The organism is Bradyrhizobium sp. Arg237L (genome assembly GCF_029990105.1).
In the GTDB taxonomy this organism is placed as follows: domain Bacteria; phylum Pseudomonadota; class Alphaproteobacteria; order Rhizobiales; family Xanthobacteraceae; genus Bradyrhizobium.
In genome coordinates, this window is the sequence record NZ_JAQMIL010000059.1 from 39,617 (window position 1) to 61,826 (window position 22,210).

The window sequence follows — 22,210 nt, forward strand, 5'->3', positions numbered from 1 at the left end:
AACGTTCGTGACGATCGCGACCCGCCCCTCATCCGCCGTGAGACGCGCGGAGTTAAATCACTGATTTGCCCGACGACGGAAGTGGAATGTTTTTTGCGCGAGGGCTGGACAGACTTTTGCTGATTTGCCCGTCGGGTTGATTTGTCGCGCCCGAAGTAGCCACATCGTCATTGCGAGCCACCGGGTCGGCGCGGTAGCGCCGCCCGATGACAGGCTCCGCGAAGCAATCCACGTCTCCACTTGCGGCGCTATGGATTGCTTCGCGGAGCCTGTCGTCGGGCGCGCGTTCGCGCGACCCGTTGGCTCGCAATGACGGAGAGGAGTACCCTGCCCGCTTACGGGCAGCTCATCTCACGCGTACCTGCCGTGGCAGTGCTTGTACTTCTTGCCGCTTCCGCAGGGGCAATCCTCGTTGCGGCCGACCTTGCCCCAGGTGGCGGGGTTGTTGGGATCGCGGTCGGAGGGGGCGGCCTTCGGCACCAGCGAGGCGTTGGCGAAGGACATCTCGTCCTCGCCGGTGTTGGGATCGAGCTTGTGCACTTCCATCGCCGGCAGCACCGGCTGCTGCTCCTCCGGCGGGATGATCTCGACCCGCATCAATTGCGCGGTGACGGCCTCGCGCAGATGCGAGCTCATCTCCTGGAAGAGGTTGAAGGCTTCCGTCTTGTACTCCTGCAGCGGATCGCGCTGGCCATAGCCGCGCAGGCCGATCACCTGGCGCAGATGATCGAGCATGATCAGGTGCTCGCGCCAGAGATGGTCGAGCGTCTGCAACAGGATCGTCTTCTCGACGTAGCGCATCACGTCGGGACCCCATTGCGCGACCTTGGCCGCCATGCGCTCGTCGACATGCTTCTCGATCCGCGCCAGCAATTCCTCGTCGGCGATGCCCTCTTCCTTGGCCCATTCGTCGACCGGCAGGTCGACATCAAGCACGCGCTTCAATTCGTCCTTCAGCCCCGCCGCATCCCACTGCTCGGCATAGGCGTGCTCGGGGATGTGCTTGGCCACCAGATCCTCGATGAAGGCGTGGCGCATGTCGGTGACGGTCTCGGCGACACTCTCGTCCTTCATCAGTTCGACGCGCTGATCGAAGATCACCTTGCGCTGGTCGTTCTGGACGTTGTCGAATTTGAGCAGGTTCTTGCGGATGTCGAAGTTGCGCGCTTCGACCTTCTGCTGCGCCTTTTCCAGCGCCTTGTTGATCCAGGGATGGATGATCGCCTCGCCCTCTTTCAGGCCGAGCCGGGTCAGCATGCTGTCGAGCCGGTCGGACCCGAAGATGCGCATCAGATCGTCTTCCAGCGACAGGAAGAATTTCGAGCGGCCGGGGTCGCCCTGGCGGCCGGAGCGGCCGCGGAGCTGGTTGTCGATGCGGCGGGATTCATGCCGTTCGGAGCCGATGATGTAGAGGCCGCCTGGCTTGGTCACCGTCTTCGCCGGCTTGCTGCCCTTGGCGGGCTCGACCTCGACGACCTCCTCGGCCTTCAAGACGATCTCGCGGAAGCGCTCGATGTCGGCCTTGATCTGCTCGATCTTCTTCGCCTTCTCGGCTTCATCGGCGATGGCGGCCGTCTCCTGCTGGATCCGCATGTCGAGCGAACCGCCGAGCTTGATGTCGGTACCGCGGCCGGCCATGTTGGTCGCGATCGTGATCGCGCCGGGCACGCCGGCTTCGGCGACGATATAGGCTTCCTGCTCGTGGAAACGCGCGTTCAAGACCGCGAACTGTTTCGCCGGCTTGCCGGCGCGCGCAGCGGCATAGAGCTTGTCGAGCGCGCCGTGATTGCTGAAGTCGATCTGCTTGTAGCCGTGCTTGCGCAGGTACTCGGCCAGCACTTCCGACTTCTCGATCGAGGCGGTGCCGACCAGGACCGGCTGCAGTCGCTTGTTGGCGCGTTCGATCTCGGCGAGGATCGCTGCGTATTTTTCGTTCTGCGTGCGATAGACCTCGTCGTCCTCGTCGAGGCGCGCCACCGGCAGGTTGGTCGGGATCTCCAGGACCTCGAGCTTGTAGATGTCGAACAATTCGTCGGCCTCGGTCGCGGCCGTGCCGGTCATGCCTGCCAGCTTCTCGTACATCCGGAAATAGTTCTGGAAGGTGATGGATGCGAGCGTCTGGTTCTCCGGCTGGACCTGGACGTGCTCTTTGGCTTCCAGCGCCTGGTGCAGGCCTTCCGAGTAGCGGCGGCCCGGCATCATGCGTCCGGTGAACTCGTCGATGATGACAACCTCGCCGTCGCGGACGATGTAGTCCTTGTCGCGGGTGAACAGCGTATGTGCGCGCAGCGCCTGGTTGACGTGGTGGACGACCGAGACGTTCTCGACGTCGTAGAGCGACTCGCCCTTGAGCTGGCCGGCATCGCGCAGCAACCCTTCGAGCTTTTCCATGCCGCCTTCGGTCAGCGTCACCGTGCGCTGCTTCTCGTCGACGTCGTAGTCCGTCTTGTCGAGCTGGGGAAAGAACGTGTCGATGGTGTTGTAGAAATCCGAGCGGTCGTCGAGCGGGCCGGAGATGATCAGCGGCGTCCGCGCCTCGTCGATCAGGATCGAGTCGACTTCGTCGACGATGGCGTAATAGTGCCCGCGCTGGACCATGTCCTCCAGGCGGTACTTCATGTTGTCGCGGAGGTAGTCGAAACCGTATTCGTTATTGGTGCCGTAGGTGATATCGCAAGCATAGGCCGTCTTGCGCTCGGCATCGTCGAGCCCGTGGACGATCACGCCGGTGCTCATCCCGAGGAAGGAATAGATCTGGCCCATCCAGCCGGAGTCACGGCGGGCGAGGTAATCGTTGACGGTGACGACGTGGACGCCCTTGCCGGCGAGCGCGTTGAGATAGACCGCGAGTGTTGCCACCAGCGTCTTGCCTTCGCCGGTCTTCATCTCGGCGATGTCGCCCTCATGCAGCACCATGCCGCCGATCAGCTGCACATCGAAATGGCGCTGGCCGAGGGTGCGCTTGGCGGCCTCGCGGACGGTGGCGAACGCAGGAACCAGAAGGTCGTCGAGCGTCTTGCCGTTCGCCAATTCCTGCCGGAATTCGGCGGTGCGGGCCTTCAACGCCTCGTCCGAAAGCTTTGCGAGTTCGGACTCCAATGCGTTGATGGCGTTGACGCGGGACTGGTATCCCTTCACCCGCCGGTCGTTGGCGGAGCCGAACAATTTGCGGGCGAGCGCGCCGATCATGCGTAGTTCCTGTTCTTCTGCGTTGCAACCGGAGCGTGGTGCAGCCGATCGTCTATCAACTCACCGTGACGCACCCCGGCAACGGCCCCAACCTGGGGCCCGATCCGCCAATTAAGTGGGAAGCAAGCAATCCAAGGTTCAACGGCCAAAAACGTAAGCAAAATGAGCGCTATCGCCATTGACACGATGGGCCAGAGATATGGCCCGCTCCGGGGGTTGTCAACGCTCGGCAGGATGTCAAGGAATTCATCATTTTGTCAGACTTTTCGCGTTGCCAAGGCGGCTTGATTGGGCGAGTGTCCGCCCGCTCAAGAGAAGTTCCCCCTGTTCGAGACAAGTTAAGGATTTTGCATGACCACCTCGTTCGCGGAAATGAAACCCGGCTTGCGTGTCGGCCTTGCGTCACTGGCCGTGGCCGGCTCGATCGCTGCCGTTCTCGCCTTTGGCCTGCCGGTCCGCGCCGAGGATGCCAACCCGGTGCTTGCCAAGGTCAACGGGCAGGAGATCCGCCAGAGCGATGTGGCGATTGCCGAAGAGGAACTCGGGCCGAGCCTGCAGCAGATGGACCCGGCGACGCGGAAGGATAACCTCCTGGCCTTCCTGATCGACATGAAGATCGTCGCCAAGGCCGCCGAGGACAAGAAGGTCGACAATACTGACGAGTTCAAGAAGCGTATCGCCTTCACCCGCAACCGGCTCCTGATGGACAGCCTGCTTGCCAGCGAGGGCAAGGCCGCGACCACCGACGACGCCATGAAGAAGGTCTATGAGGAGGCCTCCAAGCAGATCACCGGCGAACAGGAAGTGCATGCCCGCCACATCCTGGTTGAGACCGAGGACGAGGCCAAGGCGATCAAGGCCGAGCTCGCGAAGGGCGCCGATTTCGCCGAACTCGCCAAGAAGAAGTCCAAGGATCCCGGCGCCTCCGATGGCGGCGATCTCGGCTTCTTCACCAAGGAGCAGATGGTGCCGGAATTTTCCGCCGTCGCCTTTTCGCTCGAGCCGGGCAAGATCTCCGATCCCGTGAAGTCGCAATTCGGCTGGCACATCATCAAGGTCGAGGAAAAGCGCAACCGCACCGCGCCGCCGTTCGACCAGGTCAAGAGCCAGATCGAGACCTATGTGACCCGCAAGGCGCAGGCCGACTACGTCGCCAAGCTGCGCGAGGCCGCCAAGATCGAGCGCATGGACAAGCCGGAAGAGACCGCCAAGAGCGACAGCAAGCCGGACGCAACGGCCCCGGCCGCCAAGCCGTCCGACTCCAAGATGGCACCGCCGGCGAAGAAATAGTCGGGCGAGAAGTAGTTAGGTGGTCGTCCCGACGAAGGCCGGGACCCATAACCACCAGCCTGAGTTGGTGAGGGGCAACGAGCCTCCACGCAAGATAGATGGATCACGCGGTATGGGTCCCGGCCTTCGCCGGGACGACTGTGGGTGATCGTGTCGCGTCCCCTCTCCCGCTCCGACAATTGAGATGATACAGAGCGCTTCCCTCCTCGAAGCCGGAAGCTCTCCATGTCCACCGCCGTTTCTCCTCTCGCCCCGACAGACGTTCCCGATTTGCCCGCGATTGCGGGCGTCAGGCTTGCGACGGCGGCAGCGGGCATCCGCTACAAGGGGCGCACCGATGTGCTGCTCGCGGTGATGGAGAAGGGCACCACCGTCGCCGGCGTTTTCACCAAGTCCAAGTGCCCCTCGGCGCCGGTGGAATGGTGCCGCGCCAAGCTTGGCAAGGGCGGACCTACTAAGGGAGGATTTGCTCGCGCGCTGGTGGTCAATTCCGGCAATGCCAATGCCTTCACCGGCAAGACCGGCAAGCAGTCGACCGCGCTGACCGCGCAGATCGCCGCCAAGGCGGTCGGCTGCGGCGTCAATGAGGTGTTCCTGGCTTCCACCGGCGTGATCGGCGAGCCGCTCGATGCGACCAAGTTCGACGGGGTGCTGGCGACGCTGGCCAAACAAGCTGGGCCCGATGACTGGATGAGCGCTGCGAAGGCGATCATGACCACCGACACCTTCCCGAAGGTCGCGACCGCGACCGTCAAGCTCGGCAAGGCCAAGGTCACGATCAACGGCATGGCCAAGGGCGCCGGCATGATCGCACCCGACATGGCGACGATGCTCTCCTTCATCTTCACCGACGCGCCGCTGTCCTCAGCCGCGCTGCAACAGCTCCTGAAGAGCGGGGTCGAGGACACCTTCAATGCCGTCACCATCGACGGCGACACCTCGACGTCGGACACGCTATTGGCGTTCGCGACCGGCACCGCCGCCGCCGATGGCGCGCCGAAGATCAGCCGCGCCAGCGATCCGCGGCTGAAAGCGTTTACGAAAGCGTTCCGCGATGTGCTCGCCGACCTCGCCGAACAGGTGGCGCGTGACGGCGAAGGCGCGCGGAAACTGGTCGAGATCATCGTCGATGGCGCGACCACCAAGGCGTCGGCGCGCAAGATCGCGATGTCGGTGGCGAACTCGCCGCTGGTGAAGACCGCGATCGCCGGCGAGGACGCCAATTGGGGCCGCGTGGTGATGGCGGTCGGCAAGGCCGGCGAGCCGGCCAACCGCGACAAGCTCTCGATTTCCTTCAACGGCATCCGCGTCGCCAAGAGCGGCGCGCGCGATCCCTCCTACAACGAGCCGGAAGTCTCGCAGGCGATGAAGCAGCCGAAGATCCAGATCAAGGTCAACCTCGGCCTCGGCAAGGGCCGCGACCGCGTGCTGACCTGCGATCTCACCAAGGAATATGTCGCGATCAACGGCGATTATCGGTCGTGACATCAGTGATTCCGTAGGGTGGGCAAAGCGCGGCGTGCCCACCATTGCGAGCAGAGTGTTGGCGGTGGGCACGCTGCGCTTTGCCCGCCTACCATTCAAGCGTGTGGTGCATGACCGATATTAAACTCACCCTCGTGGTTGCCTGCGCGCTTGTTGATGCCGACAAGCGCGTGCTGCTGGCGCAGCGGCCGGCGGGCAAGCCGATGGCTGGTCTCTGGGAATTTCCCGGCGGCAAGGTCGAGGCAGGCGAACGGCCGGAAGCCACGCTGATCCGCGAATTGCACGAAGAACTCGGCATCACCGTCGCCGAGCCGTGCCTGGCGCCGCTGACCTTTGCGAGCCACGCCTACGAGACGTTTCACCTGCTGATGCCGCTCTATATCTGCCGGCGCTGGGACGGCATGGTGACGGCGCGCGAGGGGCAGAATCTCGCCTGGGTCCGCGCCAACAAATTGCGCGACTACGAGATGCCGGCGGCGGATATTCCGCTGATCCCGCATCTGATTGATCTGTTGTTGTAGCGCTGCCTTCGGCCAACACTCGTCATGCGCGGGCTTGACCCGCGCATCCATCTTCACAAAGACTCTTTCCAGATCGATGGATCGCCGGGTCAAGCCCGGCGATGACGGCTCTGGCTGTTCGGCGTCAGTCGCGCTTTGCCCGCTTCACCGCCTCTTCCAGACTCGTCTTCGCGGAACCCGGCCGCAGCGGTTTTTGCTGGCTTTCGTGCGACGCCCAGCCGGACAGCCAGATCACGTCGAAGGTGGCGCGGATGCGGCCGTCGGGATCGGCGAAACGCTCGGCATAGATTTGCGCCATCCGCAGCAAAGTGGCGCGGCGGCTCGGCGCGCGGCGCCGCTCGACCAGGATGTTGGTGGCGCCCATGCGCCGCAGTTCCTGCATCAGCGCGAACGCATTGTCGTAGCGCACCACGATGCGGTCGACATCGGTCACCGGCAACGCGAGGCCCGCACGCTGCAACAGCGCGCCGACGTCGCGCAGATCGGCGAATGGCGCAACGCGCGGCGACACCCCGCTTTCGCATTCGGCTTCGGCCGCCGCAAAGGATTGTCTGAGCTCGGTCAGCGTATCGCCGCCGATCATCGCCGCGAGCAACAGACCATCGGGCCTCAGCGCGCGACGGATCTGCGCGAGCACGCCGGGAAGATCGTTGACGAACTGGAAGGCGAGCGCGGAGACCGCGAGATCGAGCGATTGCGGCTGCAGCGGAAGGACTTCGGAAGCCTCGAATGTGACCTCGCGGACCGACTTGCATCGCTCGCGCACGAGATCATGCAGCGCGTTGCCCGGCGTCCAGATGTCGGCGGCATCGGCAAACTCCCGCGTGACCGCCTGCAACCGCTCGGCCATGTCCTCGGCGACGCGCTCGAGCAGGAAGGTGACCGGCGCGTTGCGCCGCGCGCGCTTCAGCCGGGCTGACAACAGCGAACGGTCGAACAACACAGGAGTGGTCGGGTTTGCGGCCATGCCGGTTGGTACGCCTTGCCTCCGTCGCTGGCAACGCAATGCTTGAGCTGACAGGTTCGCGGCGCTAGCCTCCCTTCATGGGCGCCGAAGCATCACCATCCCGCTCTATTGCAGGCCATCTGCGCGGCGCGCTGAGCGTTGCGCAGGGAGCATGGACGCATGCAGCACGGCTGATGCTCGACATCGCGCTGCCGACGCTGTGCGTTGCCTGCCGCGAGCCGGTCGATGGCGAGGGCGTCTGCGCCGCCTGCTGGGCCAAATTGTCGTTCATTGCACCACCGTTCTGCCCGCGGCTCGGCATTCCCTTCGTCTACGATCCGGGGCCGGAACTGTTGTCGATGGAGGCGATCGCCAATCCGCCGGCCTACCAGCGCGCCCGCGCCGCGGTGCGCTATGACGACGTCGCGCGCACGCTGGTGCACGCATTGAAATACCAGGACCGCACGGATCTGGCGCCAGCAATGGGTCGCTGGATGGCGCGGGCGGGGAAGGAATTGCTCAGCGACGCCGATGTTTTGGTACCAGTTCCCCTGCACTGGCGGCGCGGCTGGAGCCGCCGCTACAACCAATCCGGCGCGCTTGCCCGCGTCATTTCGCGCCAAAGCGGCGTCAACCTCGCCTCCGATGCGCTGCGCCGGGTGCGCTCGACCGAGCAGCAGGTCGGATTGTCGCGGGCGCAGCGGGCGACCAACGTCCAGGGTGCGTTCAAGGTGGCGCCCGACCGGGCCGCCGAAGTCCAGGGCCGCCGCGTGATCCTGGTCGATGACGTCCTGACCTCGGGAGCGACGGTTGACGCCTGCGCGCGGGCGCTTCTGCGCGCCAAAGCCGCGCAGGTCGACGTGCTGGTATTCGCCCGGGTTGTCGATAGCCACAAAACTCCCATATAATCCCGGACAAAATCACAACCGAGCGCGCCATGACCGCTGCAATTGAAATCTACACCCGCCCGGGCTGCGGCTACTGCTCCGCGGCCAAGTCGCTTCTGACCCGCAAGAAGGCGGCGTTCACCGAATTCAACATTGCCAGCGACGCGGCCTATCGCGACGAGATGTACGAGCGGGCCGGCGCCGGTTCGACCTTTCCGCAGATATTCATCGGCAGCACCCATGTCGGCGGCTGCGACGAGCTCTATGCGCTCGACCGCGAGGGCAAGCTCGATGATCTCTTAACCAGCGAAGGCGTGGCCTGATGAGCGCCGACAGCACCTTCACCGCCACCATGGTGCAGATGCGCACCTCGCTTCTGCCGGAGCCGAGTCTCGAGCAAGGCATGAAGCTGGTGCGCGAGGCGGCGGCGCAAGGCGCGGACTATGTGCTCACACCCGAAGTGAGCAACATGATGCAATTGAACCGCAAGGCGCTGTTCGAGCATCTGGCGACGGAAGAGGACGACAAGTCGCTAAAGGCCTATCGCGCGCTGGCCGCCGAATTGAAGATACATCTCCATATCGGCTCGCTAGCGCTGCGCTTCTCTCCGGAGAAGGCGGTGAACCGCTCTTTCCTGATCGGCCCGGACGGCAACCTGCTCGCCAGCTACGACAAGATCCATATGTTCGATATCGATCTGCCCGGCGGAGAGAGCTATCGCGAATCGGCCAATTACCAGCCGGGCGAGACCGCTGTCATTTCCGATCTGCCGTGGGGCCGGATCGGATTGACCATCTGCTACGACGTGCGCTTCCCGGCACTGTATCGTGCGCTGGCCGAAAGCGGCGCGTCCTTTCTCACCGTGCCGTCCGCCTTCACCCGCAAGACCGGCGAGGCGCATTGGCACATTCTGCTCCGCTCCCGTGCCATCGAGACCGGCTGCTTCGTGTTTGCCGCCGCGCAAGCCGGCCTGCACGAGAACAAGCGCGAGACCTATGGTCATTCGCTGATCATCGACCCCTGGGGCGAGGTCCTCGCCGAGGGCGGCGTCGAGCCGGGCGTATTCCTGGCGAAGATCGATCCGGCCAAGGTCGAGACCGCGCGCAGGGCGATTCCTTCGCTGCAGCATGGGCGCCGCTTCACGGTCGCCGACCCCAAGGCAGGTCCGGAGCATCTGCACCTCGTCCGGGGCTCAGCATGATCCGCTACAACCTGCGCTGCGAACGGGGCCATGCTTTCGAAAGCTGGTTCCAGAGTTCGTCGGCTTATGATTCCCAGGTCCGCCGCAAGCTCGTGGCCTGCCCGACCTGCGGCACGTCAACGGTCGAGAAGGCGATCATGGCGCCGCAGATCGTCGGCAAGAAGGGCCGCGAAGCCGCGGCTCCCGCGCCGGCCGAGCAGCCGGCGGCAGCGCCAGCCGAATCCACACCGCTGATGATGGCGCAGGAGCGTGAGCTGCGCGCCAAGCTGAAGGAATTGCGCGACCACATCGTCCAGAACGCCGACAATGTCGGCGACCGCTTCCCCAACGAGGCGCGCAAGATGCATTACGGCGATATCGAGCACCGCCCGATCTACGGCGAAGCCTCGCCGGAGGAAGCGCGCTCGCTGATCGAGGAAGGCGTCGAAGTCTCGCCGCTGCCGGTGCTGCCGGACGACCGCAACTGATCGTCAGACCGCGATCAATAGCGCCACACCGATCACGATCAGGACGATGCCGGAAAGCTCGCGCGGCGAGATTGGCTGCTTGAACGAATAATACGCCACGCCTTGCGCGAACAAGACTTCGACCAGCGCCAATGTTCGCACATTCGCCGCCGCCGTCAGCGCGAAGGCAAGGAACCAGAATTGCGAGGCGAACGCGCCCATGAAGCCCGCCAGCATCGACGGCCGCCATAATCCGAAGATCGCCTTGAGCACGCCGGGCGCGCGCAGCAACAGATAGATCGACAGCACCAGCGTCTGCACGAACAGGCCGAACACCAGCGTATAGGACGATGCCGTCACGAAGGAGACGCCGGGCACCGCAATGATCGCGCCGCGAAAGCCGATCGCCGACAGCGCGAAGGCGGCCGCAGCGACGAGGCCCATGATGGTCGGCCTCAGCTCCGCAAACCCCTTCTCGCCGCCGGGCCGCAGCGCGGTGATGACGACGCCGATGGTCGCGATCAGGATCGCGATGACCTTCAATAAGGTGAGGTGATCGCCGAGGAAGACGAAGCCGAAGATCGCGGTCTGGATCGCCTCGGTCTTCAGATAGGCCGTCGTCACCACGAAGGAGCGCTCGTTCATCGCCAGCAGCATCAAGCCGGTGCCGACGATCTGGCTGAGCGCGCCGAGCAACAGCCACGGCCAGAACACCGCTGGCGGCCACGGAACGGAATCGCCGGTTGCCGCGATGACCAGCGCAAAGAACAGGATCGAGAACGGAAAGCCGAACAGGAAGCGGATATTGGTCGCGCCCCAGGTCCCGAGCGGCCCGGTCAGCGACCGCTGCATCGCATTGCGCGCGACCTGCCCGAGCGCAGCGACGATGGTGAAGGGAATCCAGAGCGAGGAAATCGTTAGCATGTGCGGGAGAATCGCGAGCGGGCTGGGAAAACGGTCTCACCGTGGCGGCCGCCGCGGGCGCGGTCAACCGGAACAGCGCATGACAGGATTGCGCTCGGACCGCACGCCGTCCGCGTGGCAAGCAGCTCCTACCCCTCCTCCGCGACCACCATGTAGTTCACGTCCATATCGGAGGAGATGTTCCATTTGTCGGCGAGCGGGTTGTAGACCACGCCGGCCTGGTCGGTGATGGTGAGGTGGTTGTCTTGCAGGTGATGCGCGAGTTCGTCGGGGGTGACGAACTTGCTCCATTGATGGGTGCCGCGCGGCAGCCAGCGCAGCACGTATTCGGCGCCGACGATCGCGAGTGCAAAGCTCTTCCAGTTGCGGTTCAACGTCGAGAGCACCATCAGCCCGCCGGGCTTGAGCATCGCCGTACAGCGCTTCAAGAACACGCCGACGTCGGTGACGTGCTCGACGACCTCCATCGCCAGCACGATGTCGAAGCGCTCGCGCGCGTCCATTTCCTCGACCGTGGTGCAGCGGTAGTCGATCGCCAGGTGCCCCTTGTCGGCATGCAATTTCGCGGCGGCGATGTTGGTGGCGGCAGGATCGATCCCGATCACCTGCGCGCCGAGCCGGGCCAGCGGCTCGCACAGCAGCCCGGCGCCGCAGCCGATATCAAGGGTGCGCAAGCCGGACAAACAGCTCAGGCTCCTGACGTTGCGGTCGAACTTGCGGCAGGCGGCATCGCGGATATAGCCCAGCCGCAACGGATTGATCTTGTGCAACGGCGCCATCTTGCCGCGCGGGTCCCACCACTCCGCCGAGAGTTTTGAGAATTTTGCGACCTCGGCCGGATCGACCGTGGTGCCGGAAAAGTCAGATTGCATGGCCATGATGCGCGCGCCCCTATCGCGCCGTGATGGAATTGCGGAACGCCAGCGGCGAGGCGATCGTCGGAATGTCCTGCTCTGCCTCACCAACGCTGAAAATCGTTACGTCGCCGTAGTTGAGAATACGCCCCAGAATGGATTGCTCTACATTGACACTGGCGATCTTGTCCAAACTCATCTCGATGGTCTTCCGCCGTATGAAGCCGGTCTTGTGCACGACGCGCAGATTGGTGACGTCGGTTTCGGTGGTCCAGTGGTGGATTCCCGCAGTCACGGTCTTGTAAAGCGCCGCGATCGCCGCCAGAGCAGCCATCACCAGGCACAAAACTGCCGGCGCGCCAGTCGGAACCATGTACGAGAGGACCAGGAACACGATCGCTACGACCCAGCCGGCAATTGCCGGCAGGAAGAAGATCCAGTGCGCATTGGTCGAATACAGCACCCTCTCGCCGGGCTGCAGGATCTCGTCGATATACCGCCCCATACAAACGCCTCAGTTACCACCGCGTCATAGCCACCCGCGCCCCCGCCACGGACGGCGCCAGGAACCCGCTTGCCCCCGGCCGCTTCGCTATGTATACGCGCGTTTCAGCCCCCGCGCTTGGATTAAAGCGCGGGCACTCTACCGATCCTCACAAGGAATGCACGCGTCGTCATGGGCCGCCTCGTGATGAAATTCGGCGGCACCTCCGTCGCCAATATCGACCGAATCCGCAACGTCGCACGCCATGTCAAACGCGAGGTCGATGCCGGCCACGACGTCGCCGTGGTGGTCTCCGCGATGTCCGGCAAGACCAACGAGCTGGTGGCCTGGTGCAGCGAGGCTTCCCCGATGCACGACGCACGCGAATATGACGCCGTCGTCGCCTCCGGCGAGCAGGTCACCTCGGGCCTCCTGGCGATCACGCTGCAGAGCATGGGCATCCAGGCGCGCTCCTGGCAGGGCTGGCAGATCCCGATCAAGACCTCCGACGCGCACGCCTCGGCGCGTATCCTCGATATCGACGGCACCGAGATCATGAACCGCTTCAAGGAGCGGAAGGAGGTCGCGGTCATCGCCGGTTTCCAGGGCATCAGCCCCGAGACCGGCCGCATCACCACGCTCGGCCGCGGCGGTTCCGATACCTCGGCGGTAGCAATCGCGGCAGCGGTCCGAGCCGACCGCTGCGACATCTATACCGACGTCGACGGCGTCTACACCACCGACCCGCGCGTGGTGCCGAAGGCGCGGCGGCTCGAGAAAATCGCCTTCGAGGACATGCTGGAATTGGCCTCCCAGGGCGCCAAGGTCCTTCAGGTGCGCTCGGTGGAACTTGGCATGGTGCACAACATGCCAATCTTCGTCCGATCCAGCTTCGACAAGCCTGAAGATATCGACCCGCACGGCACGCCGCCGGGAACGCTGATCTGCAGCGAGGAGGAAATCATGGAAATGCACGTCGTCACTGGCATCGCCTTCTCCAAGGACGAAGCTCAGATTTCCGTGCGCCAGATCGAGGACAAGCCGGGGGTGGCAGCAGCGATCTTCGGCCCGCTCGCGGACGCCAACATCAATGTCGACATGATCGTGCAGAACGTCTCCGAGGACGGCAAGACCACCGACCTGACCTTCACCGTTCCGGCGACCGACTATGGCCGCGCCCGCGACACCATCACCGCGGCCAAGAGCAAGATCGGCTACCAGCGCTTCGACAGCGCCACCGACGTCGCGAAAGTCTCTGTCATCGGCAGCGGCATGCGCAGCCATGCCGGCGTCGCCGCCAAGGCCTTTGCCGCGCTCGCCGCGCGCAACATCAACATCCGCGCCATCACCACTTCCGAGATCAAGTTCTCGGTGCTGATCGATGCCGCCTATACCGAGCTCGCGGTACGCACACTGCACACGCTGTACGGTCTCGATCAGGCCTGAGGGTGCGTTCCCTCCACCTCGAAATCCCGTAGCCCGGGTGGAGCGAAAGCGTAACCCGGGCACTTCGCCTCAACATTGACGAGCGGTCCCGGGTTGCGCTGCGCTTCACCCGGGCTACGGGCTGCGGGCCTGTTCCAACGGCGTCCTGAGCCCACATTTCTCGCTGTTGCGAGTAAGAATTTCTCTTAGCTACCGCAGCATTGGGCTGACAGAGACGTTATATCTTTTGGCAGGCGTTTTGCTTGGCAAAACAAGCCTCGATTGGCTATACGGCCTGATCGGAGGGTGCCGCGAACTGTGTCACACTCTTGGCGAATCCGATTCGGCAGGGTTGCGAGCTTGCGGCGGCGCCGATGGATAAAATTGTTGGATTAGTCGAGTTTCTCGCCAGTTACCGGCCACACGGCCTGCTGGTCATGTGGGGGAGGGTTTCATCCTATGCGGAGCGCTTCGGGAGGTCCCCGCGTCCTGTTGAGACGGCTCCGCGAAACCATGGCGGAGCAGGTCTCGGCCCAGGAGCGGCTGGACAAGATCGTGGTCCTGATCGCGGCCAATATGGTGGCCGAGGTCTGCTCGGTCTATGTGCTGCGCGTCGATAACACCCTCGAGCTCTACGCCACCGAAGGTCTGAACCGCGACGCCGTCCACAGGACGGTGCTCAGCGCCCATGAGGGCCTGGTCGGCCTCGTCGCCAGCGAGGCCACGCCGCTCAATTTGAGCGACGCGCAAAGCCACCCGGCCTTCTCCTACCGCCCGGAGACCGGCGAAGAAATCTACCACTCCTTCCTCGGCGTGCCGATCCTGCGCGCCGGCAACACGCTTGGCGTGCTGGTGGTGCAGAACCGCGCCAAGCGCACTTATGTCGAGGAAGAGGTCGAGGCGCTGCAGACCACCGCCATGGTGCTGGCGGAGATGATCGCCTCGGGCGAATTGGCGGCGCTGGCGCAACCGGGCGCCGAGCCGGCGGCGCGGCATTCGCTGCACAAGACCGGCGCCATTCTCTCCGAAGGCATCGCGCTCGGCCATGTCGTGCTGCACGAGCCGCGCGTCGTCATCACCAACTATATCGCCGAGGATCTGCCGAAGGAGATCAAGCGGCTGGATGCGGCGCTGACCAAGCTGCGCGCCGATCTCGACCGCCTCCTGGAGCGCGGCGACGTCGCCGATGGCGGCGAGCATCGCGACGTGCTGGAAGCCTATCGCATGTTCGCCAACGACCAGGGCTGGTCGCACAAGCTGCATGAGGCAGTTGCCACCGGCCTCACCGCTGAAGCCGCGGTCGAGCGCGTACAGTCCGACACCCGCGCGCGCATGCTGCGTTCGACCGATCCATACTTGCGCGACCGGCTGCATGACCTCGAGGATCTCGGCCATCGCCTGATGCGGCAGCTCGTCGGCCAGGACCACGCGCCGTCACGCGAACAATTGCCCGACAACGCGATCCTGATCGCGCGCGCGATGGGCCCGGCGGCGCTGCTCGACTATGACCGCAAGCGATTGCGGGGCCTGGTGCTGGAGGAAGGCACCGCCAATTCCCACGTCTCGATCGTGGCGCGCGCGCTCGGCATTCCCGCGGTCGGCGAAGTGCCGAACGCGCCCGGCATCGCCGATCCCGGCGACGCCATCATCGTCGACGGCATCTCGGGCGAGATCTATGTCCGCCCGTCGTCGGAGATCGAGTCGGCCTACGCCGAGCGGGTCCGCTTCCGCGCGCGGCGGCAGGCGCAATATTCGGCGCTGCGCGACAAGCCCTGCGTGACCAAGGACGGCCAGCCGATCGAGCTTCTGATCAACGCCGGACTCACCATCGACCTGCCGCATATCGATGACACCGGCAGCGCCGGCATCGGCCTGTTTCGCACCGAGCTGCAATTCATGGTGAGCCCGAACCTGCCGCGCTCCAGCGACCAGCTCGCGCTCTATCGCACCGTGCTGGATGCAGCGGGATCGAAGCCCGTCACGTTTCGCACGCTCGACATTGGCGGCGACAAGGCGCTGCCCTATATGGAGACCGTCGTCGAGGAGAACCCGGCGCTCGGCTGGCGCGCGATCCGGCTCGGCCTCGACCGCCCGGGACTGTTGCGCGGCCAGATCCGCGCGCTGCTTCGCGCCGCCGGCGGCCGCGCGCTGAAGATCATGTTTCCGATGATCTCGGACGTTACCGAGTTCGATCAGGCCAAGGCCATTGTCGAGCGTGAACTGACTTATCTGCGCCAGCACGGCCATTCGCTGCCCGAGCGCGTCGATGTCGGCACCATGGTCGAGGTTCCGGCGCTGCTCTACCAGCTCGACGAGCTGTTGAAGCGGGTCGACTTCCTCTCGGTCGGGTCGAACGACCTGTTCCAGTTCCTGTTCGCGGTCGACCGCGGCAACGCCAAGGTCTCGGAACGGTTCGACACCCTGTCCGCGCCGATCCTGCGCGCGCTGCGCGACATCGTGCGCAGGGCGCAGGGCTGCAGGAAGGTTGCCTCGCTGTGTGGCGAGATGGCATCGAAGCCGATCGGCGCGCTGGCGCTGATCGCGATTGGCTACCGCTCGCTGTCACTGTCGGCGACCGCGCACGGCCCGGTGAAGGCGATGATCATTGAGCTCGACGCGAAAAAGGCCGAAGCGATGATCAACCCGCTTCTGGACGCGCCGGCCGGCAGCGTGTCGATCCGCGAGAAGCTGACGGAATTTGCGGAAGCCGAAGGGCTCACCTTGTAGCGACGCTCTCCTCGACGACGCCGCCCCTGCCCTTTCCGTAATTTGAGAACTATCCATGCTGCCCGAAGCCAAACTCGACGTCCTGCTCGCCCATCACGCCTCGCTCGAGGCCGAACTGCTCGGCCAGGTGAATTCGGAACGCTATGTCCAGATCACCCGCGAGCTCGCCGAGCTCAATCCGCTGATCGAGGCGGTGAAGGCCTATCGCGCCGCGCGCACCGAGCTCGCCGACACCCAGAGCCTGATCGCCGATCCCGCAACCGAGCCCGACATGCGCGGCATGGCGGAGGCCGAGCTCGAGACGCTGCATGCGCGGCTTGCCGAGCTCGAACAGAATATCCGCATCGCGCTGTTGCCGAAGGACGCCATGGACGACCGCAACGTCGTGCTGGAAATCCGCGCCGGCACCGGCGGCGACGAGGCTTCGCTGTTCGCCGGCGACCTGTTCCGCATGTATGAGCGCTTCGCCGCCCTGCAGGGCTGGAAGGTCGAGGTGATCTCGGCGAGCGAAGGCTCAGTCGGCGGCTACAAGGAAATCATCGCCGAGGTGCAGGGCCGCGGCGCGTTCGCGAAACTGAAATTCGAATCCGGCGTGCATCGGGTGCAGCGCGTGCCCGACACCGAGACGCAGGGGCGCATCCACACCTCCGCCGCCACGGTGGCCGTGCTGCCCGAGGTCGAGGACGTCGACGTCGACATCAAGAACGAGGATCTGCGGATCGAGACCATGCGGGCGCAGGGCGCGGGCGGCCAGCACGTCAACAAGACGGAATCGGCGATCCGCATCACCCATATCCCGACCGGCATCGTGGTGATGATGCAGGACAGCCGCTCGCAGCACAAGAACCGGGCGTCGGCGATGAACATCCTGCGCTCGCGCATCTATGATGCCGAGCGCCAGCGCGCCGACGCGGCACGCTCCGCCGACCGCAAGGAGAAGGTCGGCTCCGGCGACCGCAGCGAGCGCATCCGCACCTATAATTTTCCGCAAGGACGCGTCACCGATCACCGCATCAACCTGACGCTCTACAAATTGCCGCAGGTGATCTCGGGCGAAGCGCTCGGCGAATTGACCGACGCGCTGATCACCGAGCATCAGGCGGCGCAACTCGCCGCGCAGGGGGCTGCGGCGTGAGGACTCCCGTAGCCCGGATGGAGCGCAGCGTAATCCGGGGCCAGCGGGCCGGGCTGCACGAATCCCGGATTGCGCTGCGCTCCATCCGGGCTACGGGCGATGAGTGAGTTTGCCGGGCAATCTGTCGAGACAGCACGACGCGCGCTCGCGGCGCGCTTCAAATCGGCGGCGATCGATTCGGCCGAGCTCGATGCGCGCATGCTGCTCGGCGCCGTGCTCCGTCTCGATCTCACCGGCATGATCACGGCAGCGAACCGGACGCTGACGGAGAACGAAGCAGCAGAACTGGAAGCGTTCGCGCGCCGTCGCCTCGCTGGCGAGCCGGTCGCGCGCATCCTCGGGCAAAAGGAATTCTGGGGACTGCCGCTAAAACTCTCCGCCGCGACATTGGTGCCGCGGCCCGACACCGAGACCGTGGTCGAACTCGCGCTGCAGATCCTGCGCGCGGACGGAGCTTTGGGAAAGCCGCTGCGGATCGCCGATCTCGGCACCGGCACTGGTGCAATCCTGCTGGCGCTGCTCTTCGAGCTTCCTGCGGCCACGGGCTACGGCACCGACATCAGCACGGAGGCACTTGAGACGGCGCGCGCCAATGCGCTGACGTTGGGCATTGGCAATCGTGCGACCTTCATCGCCTGCGACTATGCATCGGGCCTCTCCGGCCGCTTCGACCTGATCGTGTCGAACCCGCCCTATATACCATCCGCTGATATTGCCGACCTCGCCGTCGAGGTGCGCGAACACGACCCGCTTGCCGCGCTCGATGGCGGCGACGACGGACTGGATGCCTATCGCGTGCTGATCCCGCAGGCCGCCGGTCTGCTCGCCCCTGGCGCCACCCTGGTTGTCGAATCAGGCATCAGCCAGAGCGAGGCGATTGAAGCTTTGATGACGGCCGCAGGGCTCGTCCCGGCCGGTCCGCCGAGGGCCGATCTGGCAGGCATCCCGCGGGCAGTAGCGGGCCGCAAATTGCCGCGATAAAGTCCTATTGGAACGCAAAAAAACCTCTTGGAATATCCCCCGGGAACGACTACGTTCCACTCATGACATCGGTTTGGCCCCGTAGCCGTTAACGGGTGAAGACCAGGGTTCTCGCCGAGAGCCCGCCGATCAAAGGTTCCAAAACGCAGGTCTGTGTGAGCGCAATAGCCGGGGCTGTGCTGCTCTCGACCGCCAAGCGAACGAAAGCCTGTTATTGCGCTTGAAGACTTACGTGAGAGAACTGGGCTTGCGTGGCAAGCTGAATAATTGATCCGCAGGCCGACCGGCCGGCGGTTGGGGAACGCGTCTTTGCTCAACGCGATGGTTGGCGAACTTTGGCATTGATCCAGATGGCATCGTGATTCGGTGCGCGCGATGGCGCGCGCCGGCTGGACGGGCAACCTCCACCACAACGGCAATTTCAACGCTGGTAACTTACAACGCTGGTAACTTAGGGCTGGAATAAAAGGCAAGACATGAGAAACGGTCAAAACAACAAGCGGATGCGTAACCGGAATAACAATAACAACAATAACAACAATAACCGGCGCGGTCAGAACCCGTTGACGCGGGTGTTTGAATCGAACGGACCCGACATCAAGATCCGTGGCACCGCTTCCCACGTTGCGGAAAAATACGTTCAGCTGGCGCGCGATGCACGCTCTTCCGGCGATCCGGTCGCCGCCGAGAACTACTATCAGCATGCCGAACATTACTTCCGCATCATCGCCGCGGCCCAGGAACAGCTTCGGCAGAATCAGCAGCAGCCGCCCCGCGTCGACAACAACGATGTGTCGACGACCGATGAGGGCGACGATGACGACAGCTATTCGAGCTTCGGGCAGGAGCCCGGCTTCGCGCCGCAACCGCCCTATGCACGCGAAAACAGTCAGCAGCCCTATCAGCGCGAGCAGCAGCAGCCGCGAGAGCATCGCGAGCGCGAACATCGTCCGCAGCCGCAGTATCAACCGCCGCCGCAGAACCAGCCGCAGCCGATGATCGCTGACAATGGCGGCGTCGACCGCCTGCCCTCCTTCATCACCGGCGGCGCGCAGCCGCAAGTCAATGGCAATCATGAAGGCAATGGCAGCGGAGAACGCAGCGAACGTAGCGAGCGCTTCCCGCGCCGCCGCCGCCGCCCGCACAGCCCGCGCCCCGACGCCGCCGCGCAGCCCGCGCCGAGCGAAGACTTCAACACAGGGAATGAGTAGCTAGCCCGCGACAAGAAAGTAGGGTGGGCAAAGCGCAGCGTGCCCACCATCAACGCTCTGCTCGCAATGGTGGGCACGCTTCGCTTTGCCCACCCTACAAATCCGCATCACCCGCGCGACGATGACGGCACGAGCACTGGCTGCAGTGACGGGATGAGCCGCGCGCGTTCGCGGTTCGCGGGGATCGCGCGATAGACCTGCTTGGTTGCTTCCACGATATGAACGCCCGCGAACGGCAGTGACAGCGTCGCACCGAGACGCTCCCAGGCCATCGCCCAGCGCAGAAACCAGCTCCCCGCGACCGGCGGCACGAACAGCGCCTCCCCCCAGGCCGTCGGCGTGAACCAGGTCTGCCGCAGCAGTTGCGTGATCTGCGCCCGCGAATAGGGCCGGCCGTGGCCGAACGGCGTGGTGTCGGTGCGTGTCCATACGCCGCGGCGATTGGGTATCACCGCGATCAGCCGGCCGGAGGGCGCCAGCACCCGCCACACCTCGCGCAAGAGCCGCTCCGGATCATCCGACATCTCCAGCGCATGCACGAGCAGTACGCGGTCGACCGCGGCATCCGCGAGCGGCATCGAGAATTCGTCGACCAGGGTCGCCAGCGCCGGCCGGCCCGTCGGCCATTTCAGAACCCCCTGTGACGCCGGCATGAACGCGATGCAGCGCTCGCAATCCTCGCGGAACAGGCCGAGATAGGGGGTGGGATAGCCGAGCCCGAGCACGCGCTGGCCCTCGGCCCCCGGCCATCGCTCGCGGATGCCGCGATTGATCAATAGGCGCGCCACGATACCCAGGCGCTGCGAATAGAAATCGCGGAGATCAATGACGTCCATACACCCAACCTAACACGCCGCCCTCACGTCCGTGTTCCCGAAAATTGCATTGTCGCGCGAGCGTTGACGCCATATTTCCCGCACATATAGGGCGTGGTAGAGCATGATGCGGAAAAGTGGAAACCGGTTTTCCCTCGCGACAAACGCGAAGCGTTTGCGCGGAGATCGTGCTCAAACAGTTCGCGGGAGATACCATGACTGCGGAAATCCGTCTTTTCACCTGCCTGACCGACAATTTCGGCTATCTGATCCACGATCCCGCCACCAAGGCCACCGCCTCGATCGATGCGCCAGAAGCCGGCCCCATCATCGCGGCGCTGGAGCGCGAGGGCTGGAATCTGACCGACATCCTGATCACCCATCATCATCATGACCATGTCGGCGGGGTTGCCGAACTGAAACAGAAATATGGCTGCCGCGTCGTCGCGCCGCACGACAAGACGACGGCGATCGCCAATGTCGACCTGCGCGCCGCCAATGGCGACGTGATCAGGGTCGGCAGCCTGCTCGCCCGGGTGCTGGAGACACCGGGCCACACGCTCGACCACATCTCCTATGTATTCGACGGCGAGAAGGCGGTGTTTGCCGCCGACACCTTGTTCTCGATCGGCTGCGGCCGCGTGTTCGAGGGCAACTATCCGATGATGTGGGATTCGCTGCTCAAGCTGCGCGCGCTGCCGGACGACTTCCGCCTCTATTGTGGCCACGAATATACCGCCGCAAACGTCAAGTTCGCGCTGACAGTGGAATCAGACAATCCCGCGCTGAAAGCGCGCGCCGAGGAAGTGACGCGGCTGCGCGCAGAGAACAAGCCGACGATTCCGACGCTGCTTGGCGAGGAGAAGAAAGCCAACGTGTTCCTGCGCGCCGACGAGCCGGCGGTGGCCGCCAAGCTGCACATGAAGGGCGCCGACGGCGCCGAGGTGTTCGGCGAATTGCGCGAGCGCAAGAATAAGTCGTGATGCCAAAGCCGACTGCCGCTGAGGTCATCGCGCAGCTTGAGCTGAAGCCGCATCCCGAGGGCGGCCATTATCGCGAGACGTTTCGCGATGACGCGACGGATGCGAGCGGGCGATCGCGCTCGACCGCGATCTATTTCCTGCTGGCGCGCGGCGAGCGATCGCATTGGCATCGCGTCGATGCGGTGGAGATCTGGCACTATTACGCTGGTGATCCGCTGATCTTGCGGATCGCTGATGCGGGCGGACAGCGGACTATCCGACTCGGCTCCGATCTCGCCGCCGGCGAAGTGCCACAGGCGATCGTGCCGGCGCATGCATGGCAGGCGGCGGAGTGCACCGGCGATTGGACCCTGGTCGGATGCACGGTCGCGCCGGCGTTTGAATTTGCGAAATTCGAACTGGCGCCGAAGGGCTGGGAGCCCGATTAGCTTTGTGGCTTCGTAGGGTGGGCAAAGCGCAGCGTGCCCGCCATTGCGAGCGTACCGTGCACGGTGGGCACGCTTCGCTTTGCCCACCCTACGAGGCTGTGAATCTTTCTTATGGCAGAGCGCAAAGTGGCTGTGATTCTCTGCGGTGATGGATTCGCAGGAGGGCATGATGGTTGGTGGCGGACTATTTGGAGATCTGCCGGAACGAGCGGAGCCACGGGCCGAAGCAGTGCGGCGCGGAGCGCCGCGGCTGCGCGAGCCGATGCGCGACCAGGTCG

General features: G+C 64.4%; 21 protein-coding genes. 15 read left to right on the forward strand and 6 right to left on the reverse strand.

The genetic code is table 11. From position 1 onward, the window contains the following. Positions 1-351: 351 nt before the first annotated feature. Complete coding sequence (gene secA, locus OZ411_RS30135; RefSeq protein WP_282530869.1) at positions 352-3,189, reverse strand: preprotein translocase subunit SecA; 2,838 nt, start codon at positions 3,187-3,189, stop codon at positions 352-354. A 35-nt stretch (positions 3,190-3,224) separates the two neighbouring features. On the opposite strand from secA, the gene OZ411_RS30140 reads away from it, so the two are divergent. The 4 genes from OZ411_RS30140 to OZ411_RS30155 all read left to right on the forward strand — a co-directional run bounded on the left by OZ411_RS30140 (position 3,225) and on the right by OZ411_RS30155 (position 6,485). Further along, positions 3,225-3,371 carry a hypothetical protein gene (locus OZ411_RS30140; RefSeq protein WP_282530870.1) on the forward strand — a complete coding sequence of 49 codons (147 nt, stop codon included), beginning with the start codon at positions 3,225-3,227 and terminating at the stop codon, positions 3,369-3,371. A gap of 169 nt (positions 3,372-3,540) precedes the next feature. After that, a complete protein-coding gene (locus OZ411_RS30145) occupies positions 3,541-4,479 on the forward strand; it encodes a peptidylprolyl isomerase (RefSeq protein ID WP_282530871.1) in 939 nt (312 codons plus the stop codon). A 225-nt stretch (positions 4,480-4,704) separates the two neighbouring features. After that, positions 4,705-5,964, forward strand: a complete 1,260-nt coding sequence (gene argJ / locus OZ411_RS30150) for a bifunctional glutamate N-acetyltransferase/amino-acid acetyltransferase ArgJ (RefSeq protein ID WP_282530872.1) — start codon at positions 4,705-4,707, stop codon at positions 5,962-5,964. A gap of 110 nt (positions 5,965-6,074) precedes the next feature. Next, positions 6,075-6,485 carry a (deoxy)nucleoside triphosphate pyrophosphohydrolase gene (locus OZ411_RS30155; protein ID WP_027581863.1) on the forward strand — a complete coding sequence of 137 codons (411 nt, stop codon included), beginning with the start codon at positions 6,075-6,077 and terminating at the stop codon, positions 6,483-6,485. A gap of 124 nt (positions 6,486-6,609) precedes the next feature. On the opposite strand, the gene OZ411_RS30160 is transcribed toward OZ411_RS30155, so the two are convergent. Next, entirely contained in the window at positions 6,610-7,452 is an 843-nt protein-coding gene (locus OZ411_RS30160; RefSeq protein ID WP_282530873.1) for a methyltransferase domain-containing protein, read from the reverse strand. Between the two features lie 77 nt (positions 7,453-7,529). On the opposite strand from OZ411_RS30160, the gene OZ411_RS30165 reads away from it, so the two are divergent. From OZ411_RS30165 to OZ411_RS30180, 4 genes are read left to right on the forward strand one after another with little or no spacing between them, the layout of a single operon-like run. After that, positions 7,530-8,339 (forward strand): ComF family protein, encoded by an 810-nt coding sequence (locus OZ411_RS30165; protein WP_282530874.1) that lies wholly within the window; start codon positions 7,530-7,532, stop codon positions 8,337-8,339. Positions 8,340-8,368: 29 nt separating this feature from the next. Then, positions 8,369-8,641, forward strand: a complete 273-nt coding sequence (grxC, locus tag OZ411_RS30170) for a glutaredoxin 3 (protein WP_130581906.1) — start codon at positions 8,369-8,371, stop codon at positions 8,639-8,641. Further along, positions 8,641-9,519 (forward strand): carbon-nitrogen hydrolase family protein, encoded by an 879-nt coding sequence (locus OZ411_RS30175; protein WP_282530875.1) that lies wholly within the window; start codon positions 8,641-8,643, stop codon positions 9,517-9,519. Before grxC ends, OZ411_RS30175 begins: the two co-directional genes overlap by 1 nt. Further along, positions 9,516-9,986 (forward strand): DUF1178 family protein, encoded by a 471-nt coding sequence (locus OZ411_RS30180; RefSeq protein ID WP_130581904.1) that lies wholly within the window; start codon positions 9,516-9,518, stop codon positions 9,984-9,986. Before OZ411_RS30175 ends, OZ411_RS30180 begins: the two co-directional genes overlap by 4 nt. 3 nt (positions 9,987-9,989) lie before the next feature. Here OZ411_RS30180 and OZ411_RS30185 read toward each other — a convergent pair whose 3' ends face one another. From OZ411_RS30185 to OZ411_RS30195, 3 genes are all read right to left on the reverse strand, one after another. Next, complete coding sequence (locus tag OZ411_RS30185) at positions 9,990-10,889, reverse strand: EamA family transporter (protein WP_282530876.1); 900 nt, start codon at positions 10,887-10,889, stop codon at positions 9,990-9,992. A gap of 128 nt (positions 10,890-11,017) precedes the next feature. Continuing rightward, the gene (ubiG, locus tag OZ411_RS30190) at positions 11,018-11,767 is read right to left on the reverse strand and encodes a bifunctional 2-polyprenyl-6-hydroxyphenol methylase/3-demethylubiquinol 3-O-methyltransferase UbiG (RefSeq protein ID WP_282530877.1); all 750 of its coding nucleotides are present in this window, start codon (positions 11,765-11,767) and stop codon (positions 11,018-11,020) included. Positions 11,768-11,780: 13 nt separating this feature from the next. After that, positions 11,781-12,248: a PH domain-containing protein gene (locus OZ411_RS30195; protein ID WP_282530878.1), complete on the reverse strand. Its 468-nt coding sequence runs from the start codon at positions 12,246-12,248 to the stop codon at positions 11,781-11,783. A 171-nt stretch (positions 12,249-12,419) separates the two neighbouring features. Between OZ411_RS30195 and OZ411_RS30200 the strand changes: the two genes are divergently transcribed. From OZ411_RS30200 to OZ411_RS30220, 5 genes are all read left to right on the forward strand, one after another. Beyond that, positions 12,420-13,673 carry an aspartate kinase gene (locus tag OZ411_RS30200; protein ID WP_130581900.1) on the forward strand — a complete coding sequence of 418 codons (1,254 nt, stop codon included), beginning with the start codon at positions 12,420-12,422 and terminating at the stop codon, positions 13,671-13,673. 438 nt (positions 13,674-14,111) lie between these two features. Further along, positions 14,112-16,379 (forward strand): phosphoenolpyruvate--protein phosphotransferase, encoded by a 2,268-nt coding sequence (gene ptsP / locus OZ411_RS30205; protein ID WP_282530879.1) that lies wholly within the window; start codon positions 14,112-14,114, stop codon positions 16,377-16,379. Between the two features lie 55 nt (positions 16,380-16,434). Continuing rightward, positions 16,435-17,514, forward strand: a complete 1,080-nt coding sequence (gene prfA / locus OZ411_RS30210; RefSeq protein WP_282530880.1) for a peptide chain release factor 1 — start codon at positions 16,435-16,437, stop codon at positions 17,512-17,514. 99 nt (positions 17,515-17,613) lie between these two features. Next, entirely contained in the window at positions 17,614-18,495 is an 882-nt protein-coding gene (gene prmC, locus OZ411_RS30215) for a peptide chain release factor N(5)-glutamine methyltransferase (RefSeq protein ID WP_282530881.1), read from the forward strand. 476 nt (positions 18,496-18,971) lie between these two features. Beyond that, positions 18,972-19,706 (forward strand): DUF4167 domain-containing protein, encoded by a 735-nt coding sequence (locus OZ411_RS30220; RefSeq protein ID WP_282530882.1) that lies wholly within the window; start codon positions 18,972-18,974, stop codon positions 19,704-19,706. Positions 19,707-19,813: 107 nt separating this feature from the next. Here the strand turns inward: OZ411_RS30220 and OZ411_RS30225 are convergent, their stop codons facing one another. Continuing rightward, a complete protein-coding gene (locus tag OZ411_RS30225) occupies positions 19,814-20,542 on the reverse strand; it encodes a methyltransferase domain-containing protein (protein WP_130584252.1) in 729 nt (242 codons plus the stop codon). 194 nt (positions 20,543-20,736) lie between these two features. Between OZ411_RS30225 and gloB the strand changes: the two genes are divergently transcribed. Both gloB and OZ411_RS30235 read left to right on the forward strand, forming a co-directional pair. Further along, positions 20,737-21,504, forward strand: a complete 768-nt coding sequence (gene gloB / locus OZ411_RS30230) for a hydroxyacylglutathione hydrolase (protein WP_130584253.1) — start codon at positions 20,737-20,739, stop codon at positions 21,502-21,504. After that, entirely contained in the window at positions 21,504-21,932 is a 429-nt protein-coding gene (locus OZ411_RS30235; protein ID WP_130584254.1) for a cupin domain-containing protein, read from the forward strand. Before gloB ends, OZ411_RS30235 begins: the two co-directional genes overlap by 1 nt. Positions 21,933-22,210 lie beyond the last annotated feature (278 nt).

Excerpts from the sequence above, each read along its gene's own strand:
- secA (WP_282530869.1), bottom strand. The coding sequence starts at position 3,189 with ATGATCGGCGCGCTCGCCCGCAAATTGTTCGGCTCCGCCAACGACCGG.
- ubiG (WP_282530877.1), bottom strand. The coding sequence starts at position 11,767 with ATGGCCATGCAATCTGACTTTTCCGGCACCACGGTCGATCCGGCCGAG.
- grxC (WP_130581906.1), top strand. The coding sequence starts at position 8,369 with ATGACCGCTGCAATTGAAATCTACACCCGCCCGGGCTGCGGCTACTGC.
- OZ411_RS30185 (WP_282530876.1), bottom strand. The coding sequence starts at position 10,889 with ATGCTAACGATTTCCTCGCTCTGGATTCCCTTCACCATCGTCGCTGCG.
- OZ411_RS30200 (WP_130581900.1), top strand. The coding sequence starts at position 12,420 with ATGGGCCGCCTCGTGATGAAATTCGGCGGCACCTCCGTCGCCAATATC.
- OZ411_RS30235 (WP_130584254.1), top strand. The coding sequence starts at position 21,504 with ATGCCAAAGCCGACTGCCGCTGAGGTCATCGCGCAGCTTGAGCTGAAG.
- OZ411_RS30180 (WP_130581904.1), top strand. The coding sequence starts at position 9,516 with ATGATCCGCTACAACCTGCGCTGCGAACGGGGCCATGCTTTCGAAAGC.
- OZ411_RS30160 (WP_282530873.1), bottom strand. The coding sequence starts at position 7,452 with ATGGCCGCAAACCCGACCACTCCTGTGTTGTTCGACCGTTCGCTGTTG.
- OZ411_RS30220 (WP_282530882.1), top strand. The coding sequence starts at position 18,972 with ATGAGAAACGGTCAAAACAACAAGCGGATGCGTAACCGGAATAACAAT.
- OZ411_RS30145 (WP_282530871.1), top strand. The coding sequence starts at position 3,541 with ATGACCACCTCGTTCGCGGAAATGAAACCCGGCTTGCGTGTCGGCCTT.
- ptsP (WP_282530879.1), top strand. The coding sequence starts at position 14,112 with ATGCGGAGCGCTTCGGGAGGTCCCCGCGTCCTGTTGAGACGGCTCCGC.
- argJ (WP_282530872.1), top strand. The coding sequence starts at position 4,705 with ATGTCCACCGCCGTTTCTCCTCTCGCCCCGACAGACGTTCCCGATTTG.
- OZ411_RS30175 (WP_282530875.1), top strand. The coding sequence starts at position 8,641 with ATGAGCGCCGACAGCACCTTCACCGCCACCATGGTGCAGATGCGCACC.
- gloB (WP_130584253.1), top strand. The coding sequence starts at position 20,737 with ATGACTGCGGAAATCCGTCTTTTCACCTGCCTGACCGACAATTTCGGC.
- prfA (WP_282530880.1), top strand. The coding sequence starts at position 16,435 with ATGCTGCCCGAAGCCAAACTCGACGTCCTGCTCGCCCATCACGCCTCG.
- OZ411_RS30195 (WP_282530878.1), bottom strand. The coding sequence starts at position 12,248 with ATGGGGCGGTATATCGACGAGATCCTGCAGCCCGGCGAGAGGGTGCTG.
- OZ411_RS30225 (WP_130584252.1), bottom strand. The coding sequence starts at position 20,542 with ATGGACGTCATTGATCTCCGCGATTTCTATTCGCAGCGCCTGGGTATC.
- OZ411_RS30155 (WP_027581863.1), top strand. The coding sequence starts at position 6,075 with ATGACCGATATTAAACTCACCCTCGTGGTTGCCTGCGCGCTTGTTGAT.
- prmC (WP_282530881.1), top strand. The coding sequence starts at position 17,614 with ATGAGTGAGTTTGCCGGGCAATCTGTCGAGACAGCACGACGCGCGCTC.
- OZ411_RS30165 (WP_282530874.1), top strand. The coding sequence starts at position 7,530 with ATGGGCGCCGAAGCATCACCATCCCGCTCTATTGCAGGCCATCTGCGC.